The 16,247-nt window shown below is 70.8% G+C and carries 13 protein-coding genes; 7 read left to right on the top strand and 6 right to left on the bottom strand.

The window, feature by feature from the left end; translation table 11 throughout:
* Positions 1-2: 2 nt before the first annotated feature.
* The 5 genes from AC0IWM_RS09700 to AC0IWM_RS09680 form a co-directional block, all read right to left on the bottom strand.
* The gene (locus AC0IWM_RS09700; protein WP_471754867.1) at positions 3-854 is read right to left on the bottom strand and encodes an ABC transporter permease; all 852 of its coding nucleotides are present in this window, start codon (positions 852-854) and stop codon (positions 3-5) included.
* Between the two features lie 65 nt (positions 855-919).
* A complete protein-coding gene (locus tag AC0IWM_RS09695) occupies positions 920-1,864 on the bottom strand; it encodes an ABC transporter permease (RefSeq protein ID WP_055957014.1) in 945 nt (314 codons plus the stop codon).
* Positions 1,865-1,880: 16 nt separating this feature from the next.
* A complete protein-coding gene (locus AC0IWM_RS09690) occupies positions 1,881-3,386 on the bottom strand; it encodes an ABC transporter substrate-binding protein (protein WP_471754676.1) in 1,506 nt (501 codons plus the stop codon).
* Positions 3,387-3,522: 136 nt separating this feature from the next.
* Positions 3,523-5,142 carry a gamma-glutamyltransferase family protein gene (locus tag AC0IWM_RS09685; RefSeq protein ID WP_471754674.1) on the bottom strand — a complete coding sequence of 540 codons (1,620 nt, stop codon included), beginning with the start codon at positions 5,140-5,142 and terminating at the stop codon, positions 3,523-3,525.
* Between the two features lie 174 nt (positions 5,143-5,316).
* Positions 5,317-6,381: an SDR family oxidoreductase gene (locus AC0IWM_RS09680; RefSeq protein WP_471754672.1), complete on the bottom strand. Its 1,065-nt coding sequence runs from the start codon at positions 6,379-6,381 to the stop codon at positions 5,317-5,319.
* 97 nt (positions 6,382-6,478) lie between these two features.
* Between AC0IWM_RS09680 and AC0IWM_RS09675 the strand changes: the two genes are divergently transcribed.
* The 3 genes from AC0IWM_RS09675 to AC0IWM_RS09665 all read left to right on the top strand — a co-directional run bounded on the left by AC0IWM_RS09675 (position 6,479) and on the right by AC0IWM_RS09665 (position 8,171).
* The gene (locus tag AC0IWM_RS09675) at positions 6,479-6,856 is read left to right on the top strand and encodes a winged helix-turn-helix transcriptional regulator (RefSeq protein ID WP_471754670.1); all 378 of its coding nucleotides are present in this window, start codon (positions 6,479-6,481) and stop codon (positions 6,854-6,856) included.
* 353 nt (positions 6,857-7,209) lie between these two features.
* On the top strand, positions 7,210-7,482 hold the full coding sequence (locus AC0IWM_RS09670) for a hypothetical protein (RefSeq protein ID WP_056477399.1): 273 nt from the start codon (positions 7,210-7,212) through the stop codon (positions 7,480-7,482).
* Positions 7,483-7,544: 62 nt separating this feature from the next.
* Complete coding sequence (locus AC0IWM_RS09665; protein ID WP_471754668.1) at positions 7,545-8,171, top strand: DNA-3-methyladenine glycosylase family protein; 627 nt, start codon at positions 7,545-7,547, stop codon at positions 8,169-8,171.
* Here the strand turns inward: AC0IWM_RS09665 and AC0IWM_RS09660 are convergent, their stop codons facing one another.
* Positions 8,172-9,761 (bottom strand): amidase family protein, encoded by a 1,590-nt coding sequence (locus AC0IWM_RS09660; protein WP_471754666.1) that lies wholly within the window; start codon positions 9,759-9,761, stop codon positions 8,172-8,174.
* A 135-nt stretch (positions 9,762-9,896) separates the two neighbouring features.
* Here AC0IWM_RS09660 and AC0IWM_RS09655 point away from each other — a divergent pair, with 135 nt between their 5' ends.
* From AC0IWM_RS09655 to fdhF, 4 genes are all read left to right on the top strand, one after another.
* Positions 9,897-10,835, top strand: a complete 939-nt coding sequence (locus AC0IWM_RS09655) for a 2-hydroxyacid dehydrogenase (protein WP_471754664.1) — start codon at positions 9,897-9,899, stop codon at positions 10,833-10,835.
* Between the two features lie 63 nt (positions 10,836-10,898).
* Positions 10,899-11,222 (top strand): hypothetical protein, encoded by a 324-nt coding sequence (locus tag AC0IWM_RS09650; protein WP_471754662.1) that lies wholly within the window; start codon positions 10,899-10,901, stop codon positions 11,220-11,222.
* Between the two features lie 110 nt (positions 11,223-11,332).
* Complete coding sequence (locus AC0IWM_RS09645) at positions 11,333-13,051, top strand: NAD(P)H-dependent oxidoreductase subunit E (RefSeq protein WP_471754660.1); 1,719 nt, start codon at positions 11,333-11,335, stop codon at positions 13,049-13,051.
* A gap of 104 nt (positions 13,052-13,155) precedes the next feature.
* Positions 13,156-16,122: a formate dehydrogenase subunit alpha gene (gene fdhF / locus AC0IWM_RS09640; protein ID WP_471754658.1), complete on the top strand. Its 2,967-nt coding sequence runs from the start codon at positions 13,156-13,158 to the stop codon at positions 16,120-16,122.
* Positions 16,123-16,247 lie beyond the last annotated feature (125 nt).

Genomic DNA, 16,247 nt, shown 5'->3' with positions numbered 1-16,247 from the left:
CGTCAGGTCCTCTGCCGGGGGTCGAGGGCGTCGCGCAGGCCGTCGCCGAGGAGGTTGAAGGCCAGCACCGCGAGGAAGATCGAGGCGCCGGGCCAGATCGCCATCCAGGGCGCCTGCTCGAGGAAGTTCTTGGCGACGTTGAGCATCGAGCCCCAGGACGGCTCCGGCGGCTGCTGACCGAGGCCGAGGAAGGACAGGCTGGCCTCGGCGATGATCGCCGCGGCGATGGTCAGGGTCGCCTGGACCAGGATCGCCGGCACGATGTTGGGCACGATGTGGCGGATGGCGATGCGCCAGGGCGGGTTGCCGACCGCGCGCGCGGCCTCCACGAACTCCTCCGCCGCCACCGCCTGCACCTGCGCCCGGGTCAGGCGCACGAAGGTCGAGGTCGCCGAGAGGCCGATCGCCACCATGGCGTTGGTCAGGCTCGGGCCGAGGAAGGCGGCGAGCGCGATGGCGAGGATCAGGAACGGGATCGCCAGCAGCGCGTCGGTCAGGCGCATGATGAGCAGATCGACCACGCCGCCGGCATAGCCGGCGAGCAGTCCGAACGGGAGGCCGAGGGCCACCGCGAGGGCCACCGAGGTCAGGCCGGCCCCCAGGGAGGCCCGCGCCCCGAAGATGATGCGCGAGAGCACGTCGTGTCCGACCTCGTCGGTGCCGAACGGGTGCGCCCAGCTCGGCGCGGTGCGGATGGCGCCCCAGTCGGTGGCGATGGGATCGTAGGGCGCGATCCAGTCGGCGAAGACCGCCATCAGGATCAGCGCCACCACGATGACGAGGCCGACCATTGCGGTGCGCCGCGCGCTGAGGCGCGTCCAGAATTCGCGGACGGGGCCGGGCTCGGCACGCAGCGGCGTCGCCGGGGGAAGCGCCGCGCCGGGTTCGCGGATGTCCGGCCGAGTGATGCCGACGTTGCTCACGCGCGCCTCAGCTTCGGGTTGACGAAGGCCGCGAGGAGGTCGGCCGCGAGGTTGAGGAGGACGTAGGTGGTGGCGGTGCAGATCACGACGCCCTGAACGGTGGCGTAGTCGCGGTTGAACACAGCATCGACCATCAGCTTGCCGAAGCCCGGCACCGAGAAGACCTGCTCGGTGAGCACGGCGCCGGACAGGAGCTGCCCGAATTCGAGGGCGCCCAGGGTGATGATCGGGATCGCGGCGTTGGGCAGGGCGTGGCGCAGGATCAGGCGCAGGGGGGAGACGCCCTTGGCCCGGGCGGTGCGGACGTAGTCCGAGCCGAGCACGCCCAGCATCGCCGCGCGGGTGTGGCGCATCATCACCGCCGCGATGGCGTTGCCCAGCACGAAGGCCGGCATCGCCATGGAGCGCAGGTTCTCGGACAGGCTCTCGAAGGGCGAGACGTAGCCGGAGGCCGGGAGCCAGCCGAGCTGGACCGAGAACAGCAGGATCATCAGGATGCCGAGCCAGAAGTTCGGCACCGACAGGCCCCAGAGGGCGATCCCGTTGGCCAGGGTGTCGGCGGCGGTGCCGCGCTTGACCGCCGAGAGGATGCCCATCGGCACGCCGATGACCAGGGCCACCAGCATGGCGAGGCAGGCGAGCTCCAGGGTCACCGGCAGCTTCTCGATCACGAGGTCGATGACCGGCTTCTGCAGGCGGATCGATTCGCCGAGATCCCCCTGGAGCACGCCGCCGGCCCAGAGGGCGTAGCGCACGGGAAGCGGCTGATCGAGATGGTACTTCTGCCGGATGAAGGCGATGACCTCGGGGTCGCGCTCCTCGCCCGACAGGGCGGTCGCCGTGTCCCCCGGCAGCAATTGCTGCAGGGTGAAGATGATCATCGAGGCGATCACCAGGGTGGGGATCGCGAGCGCCAGGCGCTGGACGAGGAAGCGCAGCATCGGCCGGGCTCCCGCCTCAGTTCAGCGTCAGGCCGGTGAAGCGCACGAGGCCGTCGGGATAGGGCGTGAAGCCGGCGAGCTTGGTGCTGTAGGCCCAGAACAGCTTGCGGTGGAACAGGTAGATCAATGGCCGGTCGGCCATCACCTTGTCGGCGAGGCGCTTCCAGGCCTCGGCCCGCTGGGCCGGGTCCACCGTGGCGCGCTCGGCAGCGAGCGCCGCGTCCGCGTCCGGGTTGCAGTAGCGGGCGTAGTTCAGCGGCGTCTTGCAGGCCAGGAAGCTGAAGGTGTTGCCGTCCGGGTCGGGCCGGCCGCTCCAGGAGTAGAGGTAGGCGTCGAAGTTGCCCTTGTCGGCGGCATCGAGCGCGGTGGTGAAGTCGGTGGCCTGGAGCTTCACGTCGAAGCCCGCCTCGCGGGTCATCGCCTGGATGACCTGCCCCACCTGCGGCGCCTCGTTGTTGGCGTAGACCGTGAGGGTGACGGACGGCTTCGGGACGCCGGCCTCCGCCAGCAGGGCCTTGGCCTTGGCGACGTCCCGCTTCGGGAGGGGATAGTCCTTCACGTAGGCCGGGTGCTTGGGCGAGACCCACTGGTTGCCGGGCAGGAACTCGCCGCTGAACACCACCTGGTTCAGGGCGTTGCGGTCGATGGCGAGGTCGAAGGCGGCGCGCACCCGCGGATCGGCCACGGCGGAGCCCGCCCTGTTCGGGTTGAAGACGATGGACTGGAAGCCGAGCTCGATGGTCGAGCCGACCTTGAGCTTCGGGTCGCGGGTCACCTGCGACAGGTCGGTGGGGGTCAGGCGCTCCAGGAGTTCGAGCTGACCGGCGCGCAGGTTGGTCAACCGGACGGTGCCGTCGGGGATCGGCCGAAACTCGATGCGCTTGAGGTGGATCTGGTCCTTGTTCCAGTAATCGTCGAAGCGCTCGACCACGATCCGGTCCTGCGGCACCCGCTCGACGAACTTGAACGGCCCGGCGCAGACGGGCGCAGTGGAGAACTTGTCGCCCAGGCGCTCGGCGGCCTTGGGCGAGACCATCATCCCGGCCCGATCGGTGAACTGCGCCATCAGCGGCGCGAACGGCGTCTTCAGGAAGATCTTGAAGGTCAGGTCGTCGACGACCTCGACCCGGTCGATCGGCGCGATCTCGCCGCGCCGCTGCGAGCCGGGCAGCTTCAGGTGGCGCTCGATGCTGTACTTCGCCGCCGCGGCGTCGAGCTTCTCGCCGTCGTGGAAGAGCACGCCCGGCCGCAGGGTCATGGTCAGCGTCTTCTGGTCCTCCGACAGGCTCCAGCGGGTGGCGAGCTGGGGCACCGGCTTCAGGTCGGGGCCGATATCCACGAGCTTGTCGCACATCGCGGCGAAGACCATGCGGCTGGTGAAGGTGCGTGCGAGCGTCGGGTCGAGGGCATCCGGGTCCTCCATCAGGCCGAAGCGCAGGGTCTGAGCCTGGGCAGCGTGATCGAGGGCCGGTGACAGCGAGACAGCGCCCACGGCGAGGCTGGCAGCGAACAGACGCAGCATCCAATGTCCTTCGGGTCAGGGACCGTTCGGGATCGGCGCTCGTCCGCGCAGGACGCGCGGCAGGTTCGATCCGGTCGGCACGTCCAAAAGTGCATACATTATCTGTGCCAGCGGACCGGTTGGCAACGACCCGGCCTCACCAGACCGAGACCTGCCCGTCCCGCCTGGGATCGCTGGCGCCGACATAGCCCTCGGTGCCGGGATCGCCCATGCGCCAGATGAACTGGCCGGCGCCGAAATCCTGGTAGCTGTCCTCGATCACGTCGACGCGGTGGCCGCGCTCCACCAGGCCCTGCAGGGTCGCGGCCGGCAGCGTCGCCTCGGCGTTGATCTCCAGCCCGGCATTGAAGCGCCAGCGCGGCGCATCGCACGCGGCCTGCGGGTTCTGGCCGTGGTCGATCATCCGCACCAGGGTCTGCAGGTGTCCCTGGGGCTGCATGTTGCCGCCCATCACGCCGAAGCTCATCACGGGCGCCTCACCCTGCGTGAGGAAGCCCGGGATGATGGTGTGGAAGGGCCGCTTGCCCGGCGCCACCACGTTGGGGCTCGCCGCGTCCAGCACGAAGCCGTAGCCGCGGTTCTGCAGGGACAGGCCCCATTCGGGCACCACCACGCCGGAGCCGAAGCCCATGAAGTTCGACTGGATGAAGCTCACCATCATGCCGGATTCGTCGGCCGCCGTCAGGTAGATCGTGCCGCCGCGGACCGGATTGCCGGCGCCGAAGTCCTGGGCACGGCGCGGGTCGATCAGCTTGGCGCGCGCCGCCAGATAGGCCGGGTCGAGCATCGCCTCCGGGGTCACCGCCATGGTGCGGGCGTCGGCGACGTAGCGATAGGTGTCGGCGAAGGCGAGCTTCATCGCCTCGATCTGCAGGTGCTGCGCCTCCGGCCCGTCCACCGGCAGGCCGGCGAGGTCGAAGGATTCGAGGATCCCGAGGGCGATCTGTGCGGCGATGCCCTGGCCGTTCGGCGGGATCTCGTGGAGCGTGTAGCCCCGGTAATCCTTGGCCGTCGGCGTCACCCATTCGGGCCGGAAGGCGGAAAGGTCCGCCACCGTCATGGCGCCCCCATGGGCCGCGGCGTGCCGGGCCATGGCCTCCGCGATCTCGCCCTCGTAGAAGGCGCGCCCCTTCGTCTGCGCGATGGCCCGAAGCGCCCGGGCGATGCCCGGCAGGGTGACGCGCTCGCCCACATGCGGGGCGCGGCCGTGGGGCAGGAAGGTCTCGGCGAAACCGGGCTGGCGCACGAGGTCCGCGACCCGGGCGGCCGCCGCCCATTTCTGCTGCACCACCACCGGCGCGAGGTAGCCGCGCTCGGCGATGTCGATGGCGGGCTGCAGGAGGTCGGCGAAGGGCAGCTTTCCGAAGCGCTCGCTCAGGGCCACCCAGGCCGCGACAGCGCCCGGTACCGTGACGGAATCCCAGCCCCGCATCGGCGGGCGCTCGGCCGCACCGTATTTCCGGGTGAAGTAGTCGGGGGTCCAGGCCGCCGGCGCGCCGCCGGAGGCATTGAGCCCGTGCAGCTGCCGGCCGTCCCACAGGATGCAGAAGGCGTCCGAGCCGAGCCCGTTGCTGCAGGGCTCGGTGATGGTCTTGGCCGCCGCCGTGGCGATGGCGGCGTCCACCGCGTTGCCGCCCTGCCAGAGCATGCGGATGCCGGCCTGGGCCGCGAGCGCGTGCGAGGTCGAGACCATGTTGCGGCCGAAGATCGGCATCCGCACGGTGGGGTAGCCGGTGGTCCAGTCGAACGGCTTCATCGGATCGGGGTCCCGGGATCGGAGGGCTCTGGCGATGATGGAGCCGAACGGCCGGGCCGCCAAGTCGCAGGACCCGCAAGTCGCAAGACCCGCAAGTCGCGGGACCCGCCGCGGGGCGTCGCGGTCACCCGAGATGTCCCGCGGCCCGGCACGACGCGCGCGTCAGGGCGCGCGTCAGGGGATGACCCGCTCGGCCCGCAGGCGCGCGAACAGGTCGAAGAACGCGTCGTCGGTGGCCTGATAGTCGAGGAAGCCGAAGCGCCGGCTCTTGCTCATGTCGGTGACGACCTCGATCGGGCGGCCGAGATCCGCATCGGTGTGCCAGGCCGAGGCGAGGTGCCCGAGATCGGCCTCCTTGAGACCGTGCCGCGCGGCGAGTTCGGCCCAGAGCGGGGCGGCCCCGACCATCTGTTGCTCGAGCGGGAGGACCGTTCCGTCGAAGGGCGCCGGCTCGACGCCGAACCAGTCGGCGATCCGGCCCCACATCCAGCTCCAGCGGAAGACGTCGCCGTCGACGATGTTGAAGGCCTCGTTGCGCGCCGCCGGCGTGGTCGCGGCCCAGGCGAGCTGGCGCGCCAGGATCCGCGCATCGGTCATGTCGGTGAGCCCGTTCCACTGCACGGCCGAGCCGGGGAAGCGGAACGGACGGCCGGTCTCGCGGCAGAGGCTGGCATAGACCGCCAGCGTCACGCCCATGTTCATGGCGTTGCCGAGCGCGTAGCCGATGATGGTGTGGGGCCGGTGCACGCTCCAGCCGAAACCGTCCCGCGCGGCGGCGGCGAAGACCTCGTCCTCCTGCGCATAGTAGAAATTCTCGACGTCGAGGCGGCCCTGGTCCTCGCGGAACGGCGTGGCCGGCAGCGTGCCCTTCCCGTAGGCCTCGAAGGGCCCGAGATAGTGCTTGAGCCCGGTGACCAGCCCGACATGCTCCACGCCACCGTTCGGCCGGAGGGCGTCCAGGAGGTTGCGCACCATCGCGCCATTGACGCGAATGTTCTCGGCTTCCGTCTCCTGGCGCAGCCAGGTCGTGATGAAGACGTCGGTGGGCCGGATCTCCGCCAGCGCGGCGCGCAGGCTCTCGGGATCGAGCAGGTCGGCGGCCAAAGGCGTCACGCCGGGCAGGTCGGCGGGTGGGCGCCGGGCGAGACCGGCCACGGACCAGCCCTCCGACACGAGGTGGCGGGCGAGGTTGTTGCCGACGATACCGCTGACGCCGGCGATGAGGGCCGTCCTGGTCATGAAAGTCTCCGTCTTGATTTCGAACCGACCTATGGAGACAGTCCGTCCCTGACCAGACGGCACCGATTGGGGTCATAGGCACCTGAAGGTAACCACGATGGAGAGGCTGAGCGTGGACGCGGATTGGCGCGAGGATTGTGCGCCGCGCCGGGTGCTCGAACTGTTCGCGACGAAGTGGACCAGCATGGTGCTGCACACCCTGCACGCCCGCCATGCCGGCTGCGCGCGCACTGGAATCCTCCAACGGAGCCTGCCCGGGATCTCGAAGAAGATGCTCACCCAGACCCTGCGGGACATGGAGGCGAGCGGATTGCTCACCCGGCACGTGGCCGGCACGGTGCCGCCGGCGGTGGAGTACCGGCTCACCCCGCTCGGCGACCGCTTCGTCGAGCCGGTGGAGCTTCTCTACGCCTGGGGCCGGGCCAATGCCGACGCCCTCGACGACCTGAAGCCCCGGCCGACCTCACGGCGCTGACGGGCGCTGCCCCGAACCGGCGGGCCTCCGGCATGGCGGCCCGCCGCATCGGGACCATGGATAGAGACGGCGCCATCGCCACCGGTCAGTGCCTCGCGGCCGACGCGATCCCCGACCGGGCGCCCGACGCAGGGACCGTCGTCGACGTCATCGCGGTGCCGTCTTGCTTGCGCCACCACGCGGACGGAGACGGCATGGAGCGAGGCACCGGAGTGCGGCCTCACCCGACGTCCTCCCGCGCCCGATCCAACGAATTCTGTGACCTTTCCGCGTCTCGGCCGTTGATGGGTCATGCCGAACCGGTCGCGAAGCCGTGACCGGCCATTCCGAACCACCGAAGCGAGGTCCCTCTCATGAAGTCATTCGTCATCGCCACCGCCCTCCTGCTCACCCCCGTGGCGCTTGCCGGCACGGCCCAGGCCCAGGGCACCGTCCGGGGCGCCGAGCGCGGCGTTGAGGACGGCAACCGTGCGGCCGGCCCGATCGGCGGCGTGGTGGGCGGCGCCGTCGGCGCGGCCACCGGAACCGTCGGCGGCGTCCTCGGCGTCGACCCGGATCGCCGCGACGACCGGATCGAGCGTCGCGAGGAGCGCACCACCATCACGCGCGAGCGCCGCGACCGCTGAACCGACCGCCTCGGCCCCGTCTAGGGGCCGAGGCCTTTCGATGCCCGTCCCTACCGGACCGCATGACGCCCGACCCCGATCCGCACACCCACCTTTTGGGCATCGCCCGGGGGTTGTCCGCGTCCCTGCATGACGCCCTGATGCGCATCGGACCGGTGCCGGTCGATCCGCCGACCCACGCTCATGTCGCCGACCGCCTCGCCCTCGAGGTCGTCAACCAGCAGCTCTCGATCCGCGCCGCTGCGGCGATCTGGGGCCGCGTCGAGGCGGCGGCCCTCCTGCAGAAGCTCACGCCCCGCGACCTCTTCGTCGAAGCGCATGCCGAGACCCTGCGCGGCTGCGGCCTCTCCGGCGCCAAGGTGCGCGCCGTGCTGGCGATCCGCGCGGCGGACGAGGCGGGCCTGTTCGGCCCCACCCTCGCCACGCTTGCCCACCCGGAACGCTCGACGATCCTGAGGAGCATCAAGGGCGTCGGTCAGTGGACCGCCGACATGATCGGCATCTTCCACTACGGCGACCCGGACATCTGGCCGGCCGGCGACGTCGCCGCCGTCGGCAGTCTTCGGCGCCTGACCGGATGCACCGACACGCAGGCCTGCGCCCTTCCCTTCGCGCCCTATCGCTCGCATCTCGCGCGGGCGATGTGGCGGGTGCGTGATCTGGTGCCGGCCCCGACCCTGGCGACCTGATCAAGGCGCGCCGAGCGCCGGCGTGCTGGCCGGCGGGCGGCGCAGCTTTGTCGCCTGCTCGAACGCGTAGGCGAGTCCGAGGAGCTTCGCCTCGCTCCAGGGCCGGCCGAGCAGGTCCATGCCCACCGGCACACCTTCGGGCGCCGTCTCGGTGGCCGCCGAGAACCCGGCCGGGACATCGATGGCCGGAAAGCCCGTCAGCCCGGCGACGATCCCGTTGCGATCCGCCTGGTTGAGTTCGCCGATCGGCACCACGAGCCGCTTCTGCAGCGGATAGACCAGGGCATCGAGGGTCTGGGCCGCGAAGACCTCGGCGACATGTGCCTTCAGGTCGGCGATCCGCCCGAGGCGGGCCTTGTACTCGGGCTCGGCCATGCCGTCCCGGCGCGCCTCGGCCGCCGTCAGGAACTTCTCGAGGGCGGCGCGGTGGAACTGGCCCGAGGCCAGGATGCCGGCGAGATCCTTGTGCGGCGCGTTGGGAATCGTGGCGAGATACCCGTTCATCAGCGCCTTGAACTCGTAGGTCTGGACGTCGTCCTCGCGGTTGAGGGCGTCGGCCTCGAAGACCGGATCGTCGATCCGCACCAGGGTGGCGCCCGCCGCCTCCAGGGCGTCGAGCGCCCTTTGCATGACGGCATTGACCTCCGCATGCTCCGGCTTGGTCCCGAACAGGGCGGTGACGACGCCGAGCCGCGCCCCCTTCAGGGCGTCGGGCTTCAGCGCATCGGCGTAGGTCTGCCCGACCTTGCCGGCCGCCGCGGCGGTGAGCGGATCGGCCGGGTCGGTTCCGGCCATGACCTGCAGCAGTGCCGCCGCATCCGCCACCGTTCGGGTGATCGGGCCGATGGCGTCCTGCGTCTTCGAGACCGGCATGATGCCCGCGAGGCTGATCAGCCCCTGCGTGACGCGCAGGCCCACGAGGTCGTTGGCCGAGGCCGGCGAGCGGATCGAATTCACGGTGTCGCTGCCGAGGCCCCCGAGGGCGAAGCCGGCGGCGATGCCCGCGCCGACGCCGCCGCTGGAACCGCCGGGCGTGCGGGTCAGGTCGTAGGGATTGCGGACCTGGCCGCCCAGCGAGCTGACCGAGACGCCGCCGAGGGCGAATTCCTGCATGTTCGCCTTGGCCAGCACGATGGCGCCGGCGCCGCGCAGGCGAGCCACCGACGTGGCGTCCTGCGCCGGCTGCGCCCCCGCCAGGGCAGCCGAGCCGCCGGTCGTCGGCAACTCGGCGGTGTTGTAGTTGTCCTTCAGCAGCAGCGGCACGCAGCCGAGGGGCTTGGCCGCGCCCGCCGCGCGGTCCGCATCGTAGGCCTCGGCCTGCGCCAGGGCCTGAGGGTTCACCGCCCGGACCGCCGCGAGCTTCGGGCCGGCCTGGTCGTAGGCGGCGATGCGGTCGAGATAGCCCTGGACGAGAGCTCGACAGGTGATTCGCCCGGCGGCGAGCGCCTCGCGGAGTCCGGCGATCGTCGCTTCCTCGACACGGAACGGCGCTGCGGCCTGGCTCTGCGCCGAGGCGGGCACGGCCTGGGTGAGCAGGGTCGCGAGGGCGACGACGAGCGCGGGCTTGGAGACGAGCGCGGGCTTGGACATGGGATCCTGACGCTGACCGGTGAGGATCGCAATCAGGCATGCTTCATACCAGGGAGGTCAAGCCGCTCCGTTGACGCCGGGCGGGTCGCGGGGTGATCCCGTCGCGGCGCGATGACCCCGAGGAGATCCAATCCCATGCCGGCCCCTCTGCTTCTCGTGACCAGCCTCCCCGCCGAGGAGGAAGCCGGCTGGCGCGACGCCCTCGGCGCGGCCATGCCGGATGAGCGCATTCTCACGATCTCGGACGGCGCCGAGGCCGCCGAGGCGGAGGTCGCCATCGTGGCGAACCCGCCGCTGGGAGCCCTTGCCGGCCTTCCCAGCTTGCGCTGGATCCAGAGCCTGTGGGCCGGCGTCGACCGGCTCGTCCTGGACGACACGCTGCCCGACGTGCCGGTGCGGCGCCTCGTCGACCCGACCCTGGCGCGGGCCATGGCGGAGGCGGTGGCGGCGGCGGTGCTGTCCCTCCACCGCGATTTCCCGCGCTACGCGGCGCAGCAGCGGACGGGGACGTGGCGCCAGCACCCGGTTCGCCCGGCGAGCGCGCGCCGCGTGACGATCCTCGGCCTCGGGGAGATGGGCCGCGCCGCGGCGGATCTGCTCCGCGCCATCGGCTTCCCCGTCCGGGGCTGGAGCCGGTCCGGCACCCCGCACGGATCGGTCCCGGTCGCCTGCGGTCCCGAGGGCTTGGCGCGGAGCCTCGCGGCGGCGGACATCCTGGTCAACCTGCTGCCCCTGACGCCGGACACCCGCGGCATCCTCGATGCGGACGTCTTCCGGCAGCTGCCACCGGGCGCGGCCCTGGTGAATTTCGGGCGCGGCGCCCACCTCGTCGAGGACGATCTCCTCGCCGCCCTGGAAGCGGGCGCCCTCGGCCACGCGATCCTCGACGTCTTCCCCACGGAGCCCCTGCCGCCGGAACACCGCCTGTGGGCGCATCCCGGGATCACGATCCTGCCCCACGTCGCGGCACCGACGGACATGGCCTCGGCCGCCGCCATCGTCGCCGACGCCGTGGCCGAGTTCCGCCGGACGGGCCGGGTGCCCGCCGGCCTCGACCGGATGCGCGGCTACTGACGCGCGGCGGAAAGGCCGCGTCGCGCGTTGGTGTTCCGACAGTCGCGACTTGGAGCCGCATCGATGACCGAAACCCAGACCTCTTCCCCGGCCGACTGGGCCGAACTGGTGGCGCGCGGCTACGCCGACGAGGCGGCGCCGCCCCTGACGCCGGACCTGCTCGACGCGGTGCGCGAGACGTTACGCCGAGCCGGCCTCGACCGCCCGCACGGAGCATCCCTCGATGCCGACGCAGTGAAACGGGCCAACGAAGCCCTCGATGCGTTCGAACTCGAGCTCGGTGCCGTGGTCGGTCCAAGACTCGCGGAGCTGCCGGCGAACGGAAGACCGGCCTTCGTCCAGCGTTCGGAGGCGGGACGTCCGCTGCGCGCCTATGGCGGGCAGTGAGGCGCGACCAAATTCACTTCCGAATTTTTATGATGTGCTGCTAAGGGGAGGCCTATAAGAACACTGCGCAGAATCTGGTATTTTGAATACCAAAGGGGTAGGATGATCGCATGAGCGCGCATGACATCGGCGAGGTTCGCCGCTTCGACCATCCCGGCAAGGGACGCAATCGGGCCCGGCCCGTCCCCAAGGGACGGCAGGTCGAGCCCGTGGCCAAGGTCGAGATCGAGCGCCTGCTGGGCGACCGGTCGCGGCAGCGCGACCTGCTGATCGAGCACCTCCACCTCGTCCAGGACACCTACGGGCAGATCAGCGCCGCCCATCTCGCGGCGCTGGCCGACGAGATGGGTCTGGCCTTCGCCGAGGTTTTCGAGACGGCGACGTTCTACGCGCATTTCGACGTGCTGAAGGACGGCGAGGCCGACCTGCCGGCGCTCACCGTGCGCGTCTGCGACAGCCTCACCTGCGCGATGTTCGGCGCCGAGCCCCTGATGGAGGCCCTGCGAGAGACCCTCGGCAGCGGAGTCCGCGTCGTGCGCGCGCCCTGCGTCGGCCTGTGCGACCACGCCCCTGCGGTCGAGGTCGGCCACAACTTCCTGCACAAGGCCGACGTCGCCAGCGTCAAGGCGGCGGTGGAGGCCGGCGACACCCACGCCCACCTGCCGGCCTATCCCGACTACGATGCCTACCGGGCCGGCGGCGGCTACGCGGTCCTCGACCGGCTGCGCTCGGGCGAGCTCAGCGTCGACGCGATCCTGCAGGTGCTCGACGACGGCGGCCTGCGCGGGCTCGGCGGCGCCGGCTTCCCCACGGGGCGCAAGTGGCGCTCGGTGCGCGGCGAGCCCGGCCCCCGTCTCATGGCGGTCAATGGCGACGAGGGCGAGCCCGGCACCTTCAAGGACCAGCTCTACCTCAACGCCGATCCGCACCGCTTCCTCGAAGGCATGCTGATCGGCGCCCACGTGGTGGAGGCGGACGACGTCTACATCTACCTGCGCGACGAGTACCCGATCTCCCGCGAGATCCTGGCCCGCGAGATCGCGAAGCTCCCGGCCGGCGGCCCGCGCATCCACCTGCGCCGCGGCGCCGGCGCCTATATCTGCGGCGAGGAATCCTCGCTGATCGAGTCCCTGGAGGGCAAGCGCGGGCTGCCGCGGCACAAGCCGCCCTTCCCGTTCCAGGTCGGCCTGTTCAACCGCCCGACCCTGATCAACAACGTCGAGACGCTCTACTGGGTCAGGGATTTGATCGAGAAGGGCGCCGAGTGGTGGAAGAGCCACGGCCGCAACGGCCGGGTCGGCCTGCGCTCCTATTCGGTGTCGGGCCGCGTCAAGGAACCGGGCGTCAAGCTCGCCCCCGCCGGCCTCACCATCCGCGAACTGATCGAGGAATATTGCGGCGGCATCAGCGACGGGCACAGCTTCGCGGCCTACCTGCCGGGGGGCGCCTCGGGCGGCATCCTGCCGGCCAGCATGGACGACATCCCCCTCGATTTCGGCACCCTCGAGAAATACGGCTGCTTCATCGGCTCGGCCGCGGTCATCGTGCTGTCGGACCAGGACGACGTGCGCGGCGCGGCCCTGAACCTGATGCGGTTCTTCGAGGACGAATCCTGCGGGCAGTGCACCCCCTGCCGCTCCGGCACGCAGAAGGCGCGCGTGATGATGGAGAACGACGTGTGGGACACCGATCTCCTCGGCGAACTCTCGCAATGCATGCGCGACGCCTCGATCTGCGGCCTGGGCCAGGCGGCGTCGAACCCGCTCACCACCGTGATCAAGTACTTCCCGGACCTCTTCCCGTCGCCGCAGCGGATCGCGGCCGAGTAGCGATCCGATCCTGAACCCGACGGCGCGGCTGCCCCCGGCGGCGGCTGCACCAAGCCCGGTTTTCCGGCGCCCCGATTTTCCTGCACCATGACTGGAGCGGAACCATGAGCAGCGGCACACAGAACTCGGGTCTCAGCGGAGCCCACGCCACCACGCCCACCGGCCCGCAGGATGCGGGCGGCAAGGCGGACGGCGCCAACCCGGGCGCCGGGAGCACCTATTCGGAGGGCGCCCAGTCCGGCGGCCAGGCGGGTCCCGCCCCGAGCGGCACCTTCGGCCTCAAGGAGATGCCGGCCGGCATCCCCGGCGTCGTCTTCGAGTTCGACGGGCAGCAGGTCGAGGCCGCCCCCGGCGAGACGATCTGGGCCGTCGCCCAGCGCCTGGGCACGCACATCCCCCACCTCTGCCACAAGCCCGCCCCGGGCTACCGGCCGGACGGCAATTGCCGCGCCTGCATGGTCGAGATCGAGGGCGAGCGCGTGCTCGCCGCCTCCTGCAAGCGGGTGCCGGGCGTCGGCATGAAGGTGAAGTCGGCCTCGGAGCGGGCGACCAAGGCGCGCGCCATGGTGATGGAGCTCCTGGTGGCCGACCAGCCGGCCCGCGAGATCTCGCACGATCCGACCTCGCATTTCTGGGCGCAGGCCGACCATGTCGAGGTCACCGAGAGCCGCTTCCCGGCGGCCCAGCGCTGGGAGGGAGACTGGAGCCACCCGGCCATGCGGGTGAACCTCGATGCCTGCATCCAGTGCAACCTCTGCGTCCGCGCCTGCCGCGAGGTCCAGGTCAACGACGTCATCGGCATGGCCTACCGCTCGTCCAGCGCCAAGCCCGTGTTCGACTTCGACGACCCGATGGGCCAGTCGACCTGCGTCGCCTGCGGCGAGTGCGTCCAGGCCTGCCCGACCGGCGCGCTGATGCCGGCGGCCTATCTCGACGACAGCCAGACCCGCACCGTCTATCCCGACCGCGAGGTGGATTCCCTCTGCCCGTATTGCGGCGTCGGCTGCCAGGTCTCCTACAAGGTCAAGGACGACAAGATCGTCTACGCCGAGGGGCGTGACGGGCCAGCCAACCAGAACCGCCTCTGCGTGAAGGGCCGCTTCGGCTTCGACTACGTCCACCACCCCCACCGGCTGACCAAGCCGCTGATCCGCCTCGACAACGTGGCCAAGGACGCCAACGACCAGGTCGATCCGGCCAATCCCTGGACCCACTTCCGCGAAGCGACCTGGGAGGAGGCGCTGGAGCGCGCCGCCGGCGGCCTCAAGCACATCCGCGACACCGTCGGCCGCAAGGCCCTGGCGGGCTTCGGCTCGGCCAAGGGCTCGAACGAGGAGGCCTACCTCTTCCAGAAGCTGGTGCGCCTCGGCTTCGGCTCGAACAACGTCGACCATTGCACGCGGCTCTGCCACGCCTCCTCCGTGGCGGCCCTGATGGAGGGCCTGAATTCCGGCGCGGTCTCGGCCCCGTTCGCGGCGGCCCTCGACGCCGAGGTCATCGTCATCATCGGCGCCAACCCGACGGTGAACCACCCCGTGGCCGCGACCTTCATCAAGAACGCGGTCAAGGAGCGCGGCGCCAAGCTGATCATCATGGATCCGCGCCGGCAGGTCCTGTCGCGGCACGCCTACAAGCACCTCGCCTTCAAGCCCGGCTCCGACGTGTCGATGCTCAACGCGATGCTCAACGTCATCGTGACGGAGAAGCTCTACGACGAGCAGTACATCGCCGGGTACACCGAGAACTTCGAGGCTTTGAGGGAGCGCATCGTCGAGTTCACGCCGGAGAAGATGGCCCCGGTCTGCGGCATCGACGCGGAGACCCTGCGCGAGGTCGCCCGGCTCTACGCGCGCTCCCGCGCCTCGATCATCTTCTGGGGCATGGGCGTCAGCCAGCACGTGCACGGCACCGACAACTCGCGCTGCCTGATCGCACTGGCGCTGACCACCGGCCAGATCGGCCGCCCCGGCACCGGCCTGCACCCGCTGCGCGGCCAGAACAACGTCCAGGGCGCCTCCGACGCCGGCCTGATCCCGATGGTCTATCCGGACTACCAGTCGGTGGAGAACGAGACCGTCCGCGACCTGTTCGAGACGTTCTGGGGCCAGTCCCTCGATCCGAAGAACGGCCTCACGGTGGTCGAGATCATGCGCGCCATCCATGCGGGCGAGATCAAGGGCATGTTCGTCGAGGGCGAGAACCCGGCGATGTCGGACCCCGACCTCAACCACGCCCGCCACGCCCTGGCGATGCTCGACCACCTCGTGGTGCAGGACCTGTTCCTGACCGAGACCGCCTTCCACGCGGACGTGGTGCTGCCGGCCTCGGCCTTCGCCGAGAAGGCGGGCAGCTTCACCAACACCGACCGGCGCGTGCAGATCGCCAAGCCGGTGGTCCCGCCGCCCGGCGACGCGCGCCAGGATTGGTGGATCCTGCAGGAGCTCGCCCGTCGCCTGGGGCTCGACTGGACCTATACCGGCCCGGCCGACATCTTCGCCGAGATGGCGCAGGTGATGCCGTCCCTGAAGAACATCACCTGGGAGCGGCTGGAGCGCGAGGGCGCCGTGACCTACCCGGTCGACGGTCCCGACCAGCCCGGCAACGAGATCATCTTCTATGCCGGCTTCCCGACGGCGAGCGGGCGGGCCAAGATCGTCCCGGCCAACGTCGTGCCGCCGGACGAGGTGCCCGACGCCGAGTTCCCGATGGTGCTGTCGACGGGGCGGGTGCTGGAGCACTGGCACACCGGATCGATGACCCGGCGCTCGGGCGTGCTCGACGCCCTGGAGCCGGAGGCCGTGGCCTTCATGGCGCCGCGGGAGCTCTACCGCCTCGGCCTGGAACCGGGCGACACCATGCGCCTGGAGACCCGCCGCGGCGCGGTGGAGCTCAAGGTCCGGTCCGACCGCGACGTGCCGGTGGGCATGATCTTCATGCCGTTCTGCTACGCCGAGGCCGCCGCCAACCTCCTGACCAACCCGGCCCTCGACCCCATGGGCAAGATCCCGGAGTTCAAGTTCTGCGCCGCCCGCGTCGAGGCGGTCCGGCCCAGCCAGATCGCCGCCGAGTAGGGCGATCCGTTCCCGATGACACGGCCTGGGGGCCGGATGCGGGGCGCACGCGCCTCGTATCCGGCCCCTTTCCATTCGGAGCTGTGGCGCGCATCGCAGGAACACGCAGAGATGGAGCAGGAATC

The organism is Methylobacterium sp. AC433 (assembly GCF_979253015.1).
Note: the sequence above shows the minus strand (reverse complement) of the source record. Positions and strands in the feature narration are given on the sequence as shown.

Coding starts and splice junctions, on each gene's coding strand:
- AC0IWM_RS09695 (WP_055957014.1), bottom strand. CDS start 1,864: ATGCTGCGCTTCCTCGTCCAGCGCCTGGCGCTCGCGATCCCCACCCTG.
- AC0IWM_RS09690 (WP_471754676.1), bottom strand. CDS start 3,386: ATGCTGCGTCTGTTCGCTGCCAGCCTCGCCGTGGGCGCTGTCTCGCTG.
- AC0IWM_RS09685 (WP_471754674.1), bottom strand. CDS start 5,142: ATGAAGCCGTTCGACTGGACCACCGGCTACCCCACCGTGCGGATGCCG.
- AC0IWM_RS09680 (WP_471754672.1), bottom strand. CDS start 6,381: ATGACCAGGACGGCCCTCATCGCCGGCGTCAGCGGTATCGTCGGCAAC.
- AC0IWM_RS09675 (WP_471754670.1), top strand. CDS start 6,479: ATGGAGAGGCTGAGCGTGGACGCGGATTGGCGCGAGGATTGTGCGCCG.
- AC0IWM_RS09670 (WP_056477399.1), top strand. CDS start 7,210: ATGAAGTCATTCGTCATCGCCACCGCCCTCCTGCTCACCCCCGTGGCG.
- AC0IWM_RS09665 (WP_471754668.1), top strand. CDS start 7,545: ATGACGCCCGACCCCGATCCGCACACCCACCTTTTGGGCATCGCCCGG.
- AC0IWM_RS09660 (WP_471754666.1), bottom strand. CDS start 9,761: ATGTCCAAGCCCGCGCTCGTCTCCAAGCCCGCGCTCGTCGTCGCCCTC.
- AC0IWM_RS09655 (WP_471754664.1), top strand. CDS start 9,897: ATGCCGGCCCCTCTGCTTCTCGTGACCAGCCTCCCCGCCGAGGAGGAA.
- AC0IWM_RS09650 (WP_471754662.1), top strand. CDS start 10,899: ATGACCGAAACCCAGACCTCTTCCCCGGCCGACTGGGCCGAACTGGTG.
- AC0IWM_RS09645 (WP_471754660.1), top strand. CDS start 11,333: ATGAGCGCGCATGACATCGGCGAGGTTCGCCGCTTCGACCATCCCGGC.
- fdhF (WP_471754658.1), top strand. CDS start 13,156: ATGAGCAGCGGCACACAGAACTCGGGTCTCAGCGGAGCCCACGCCACC.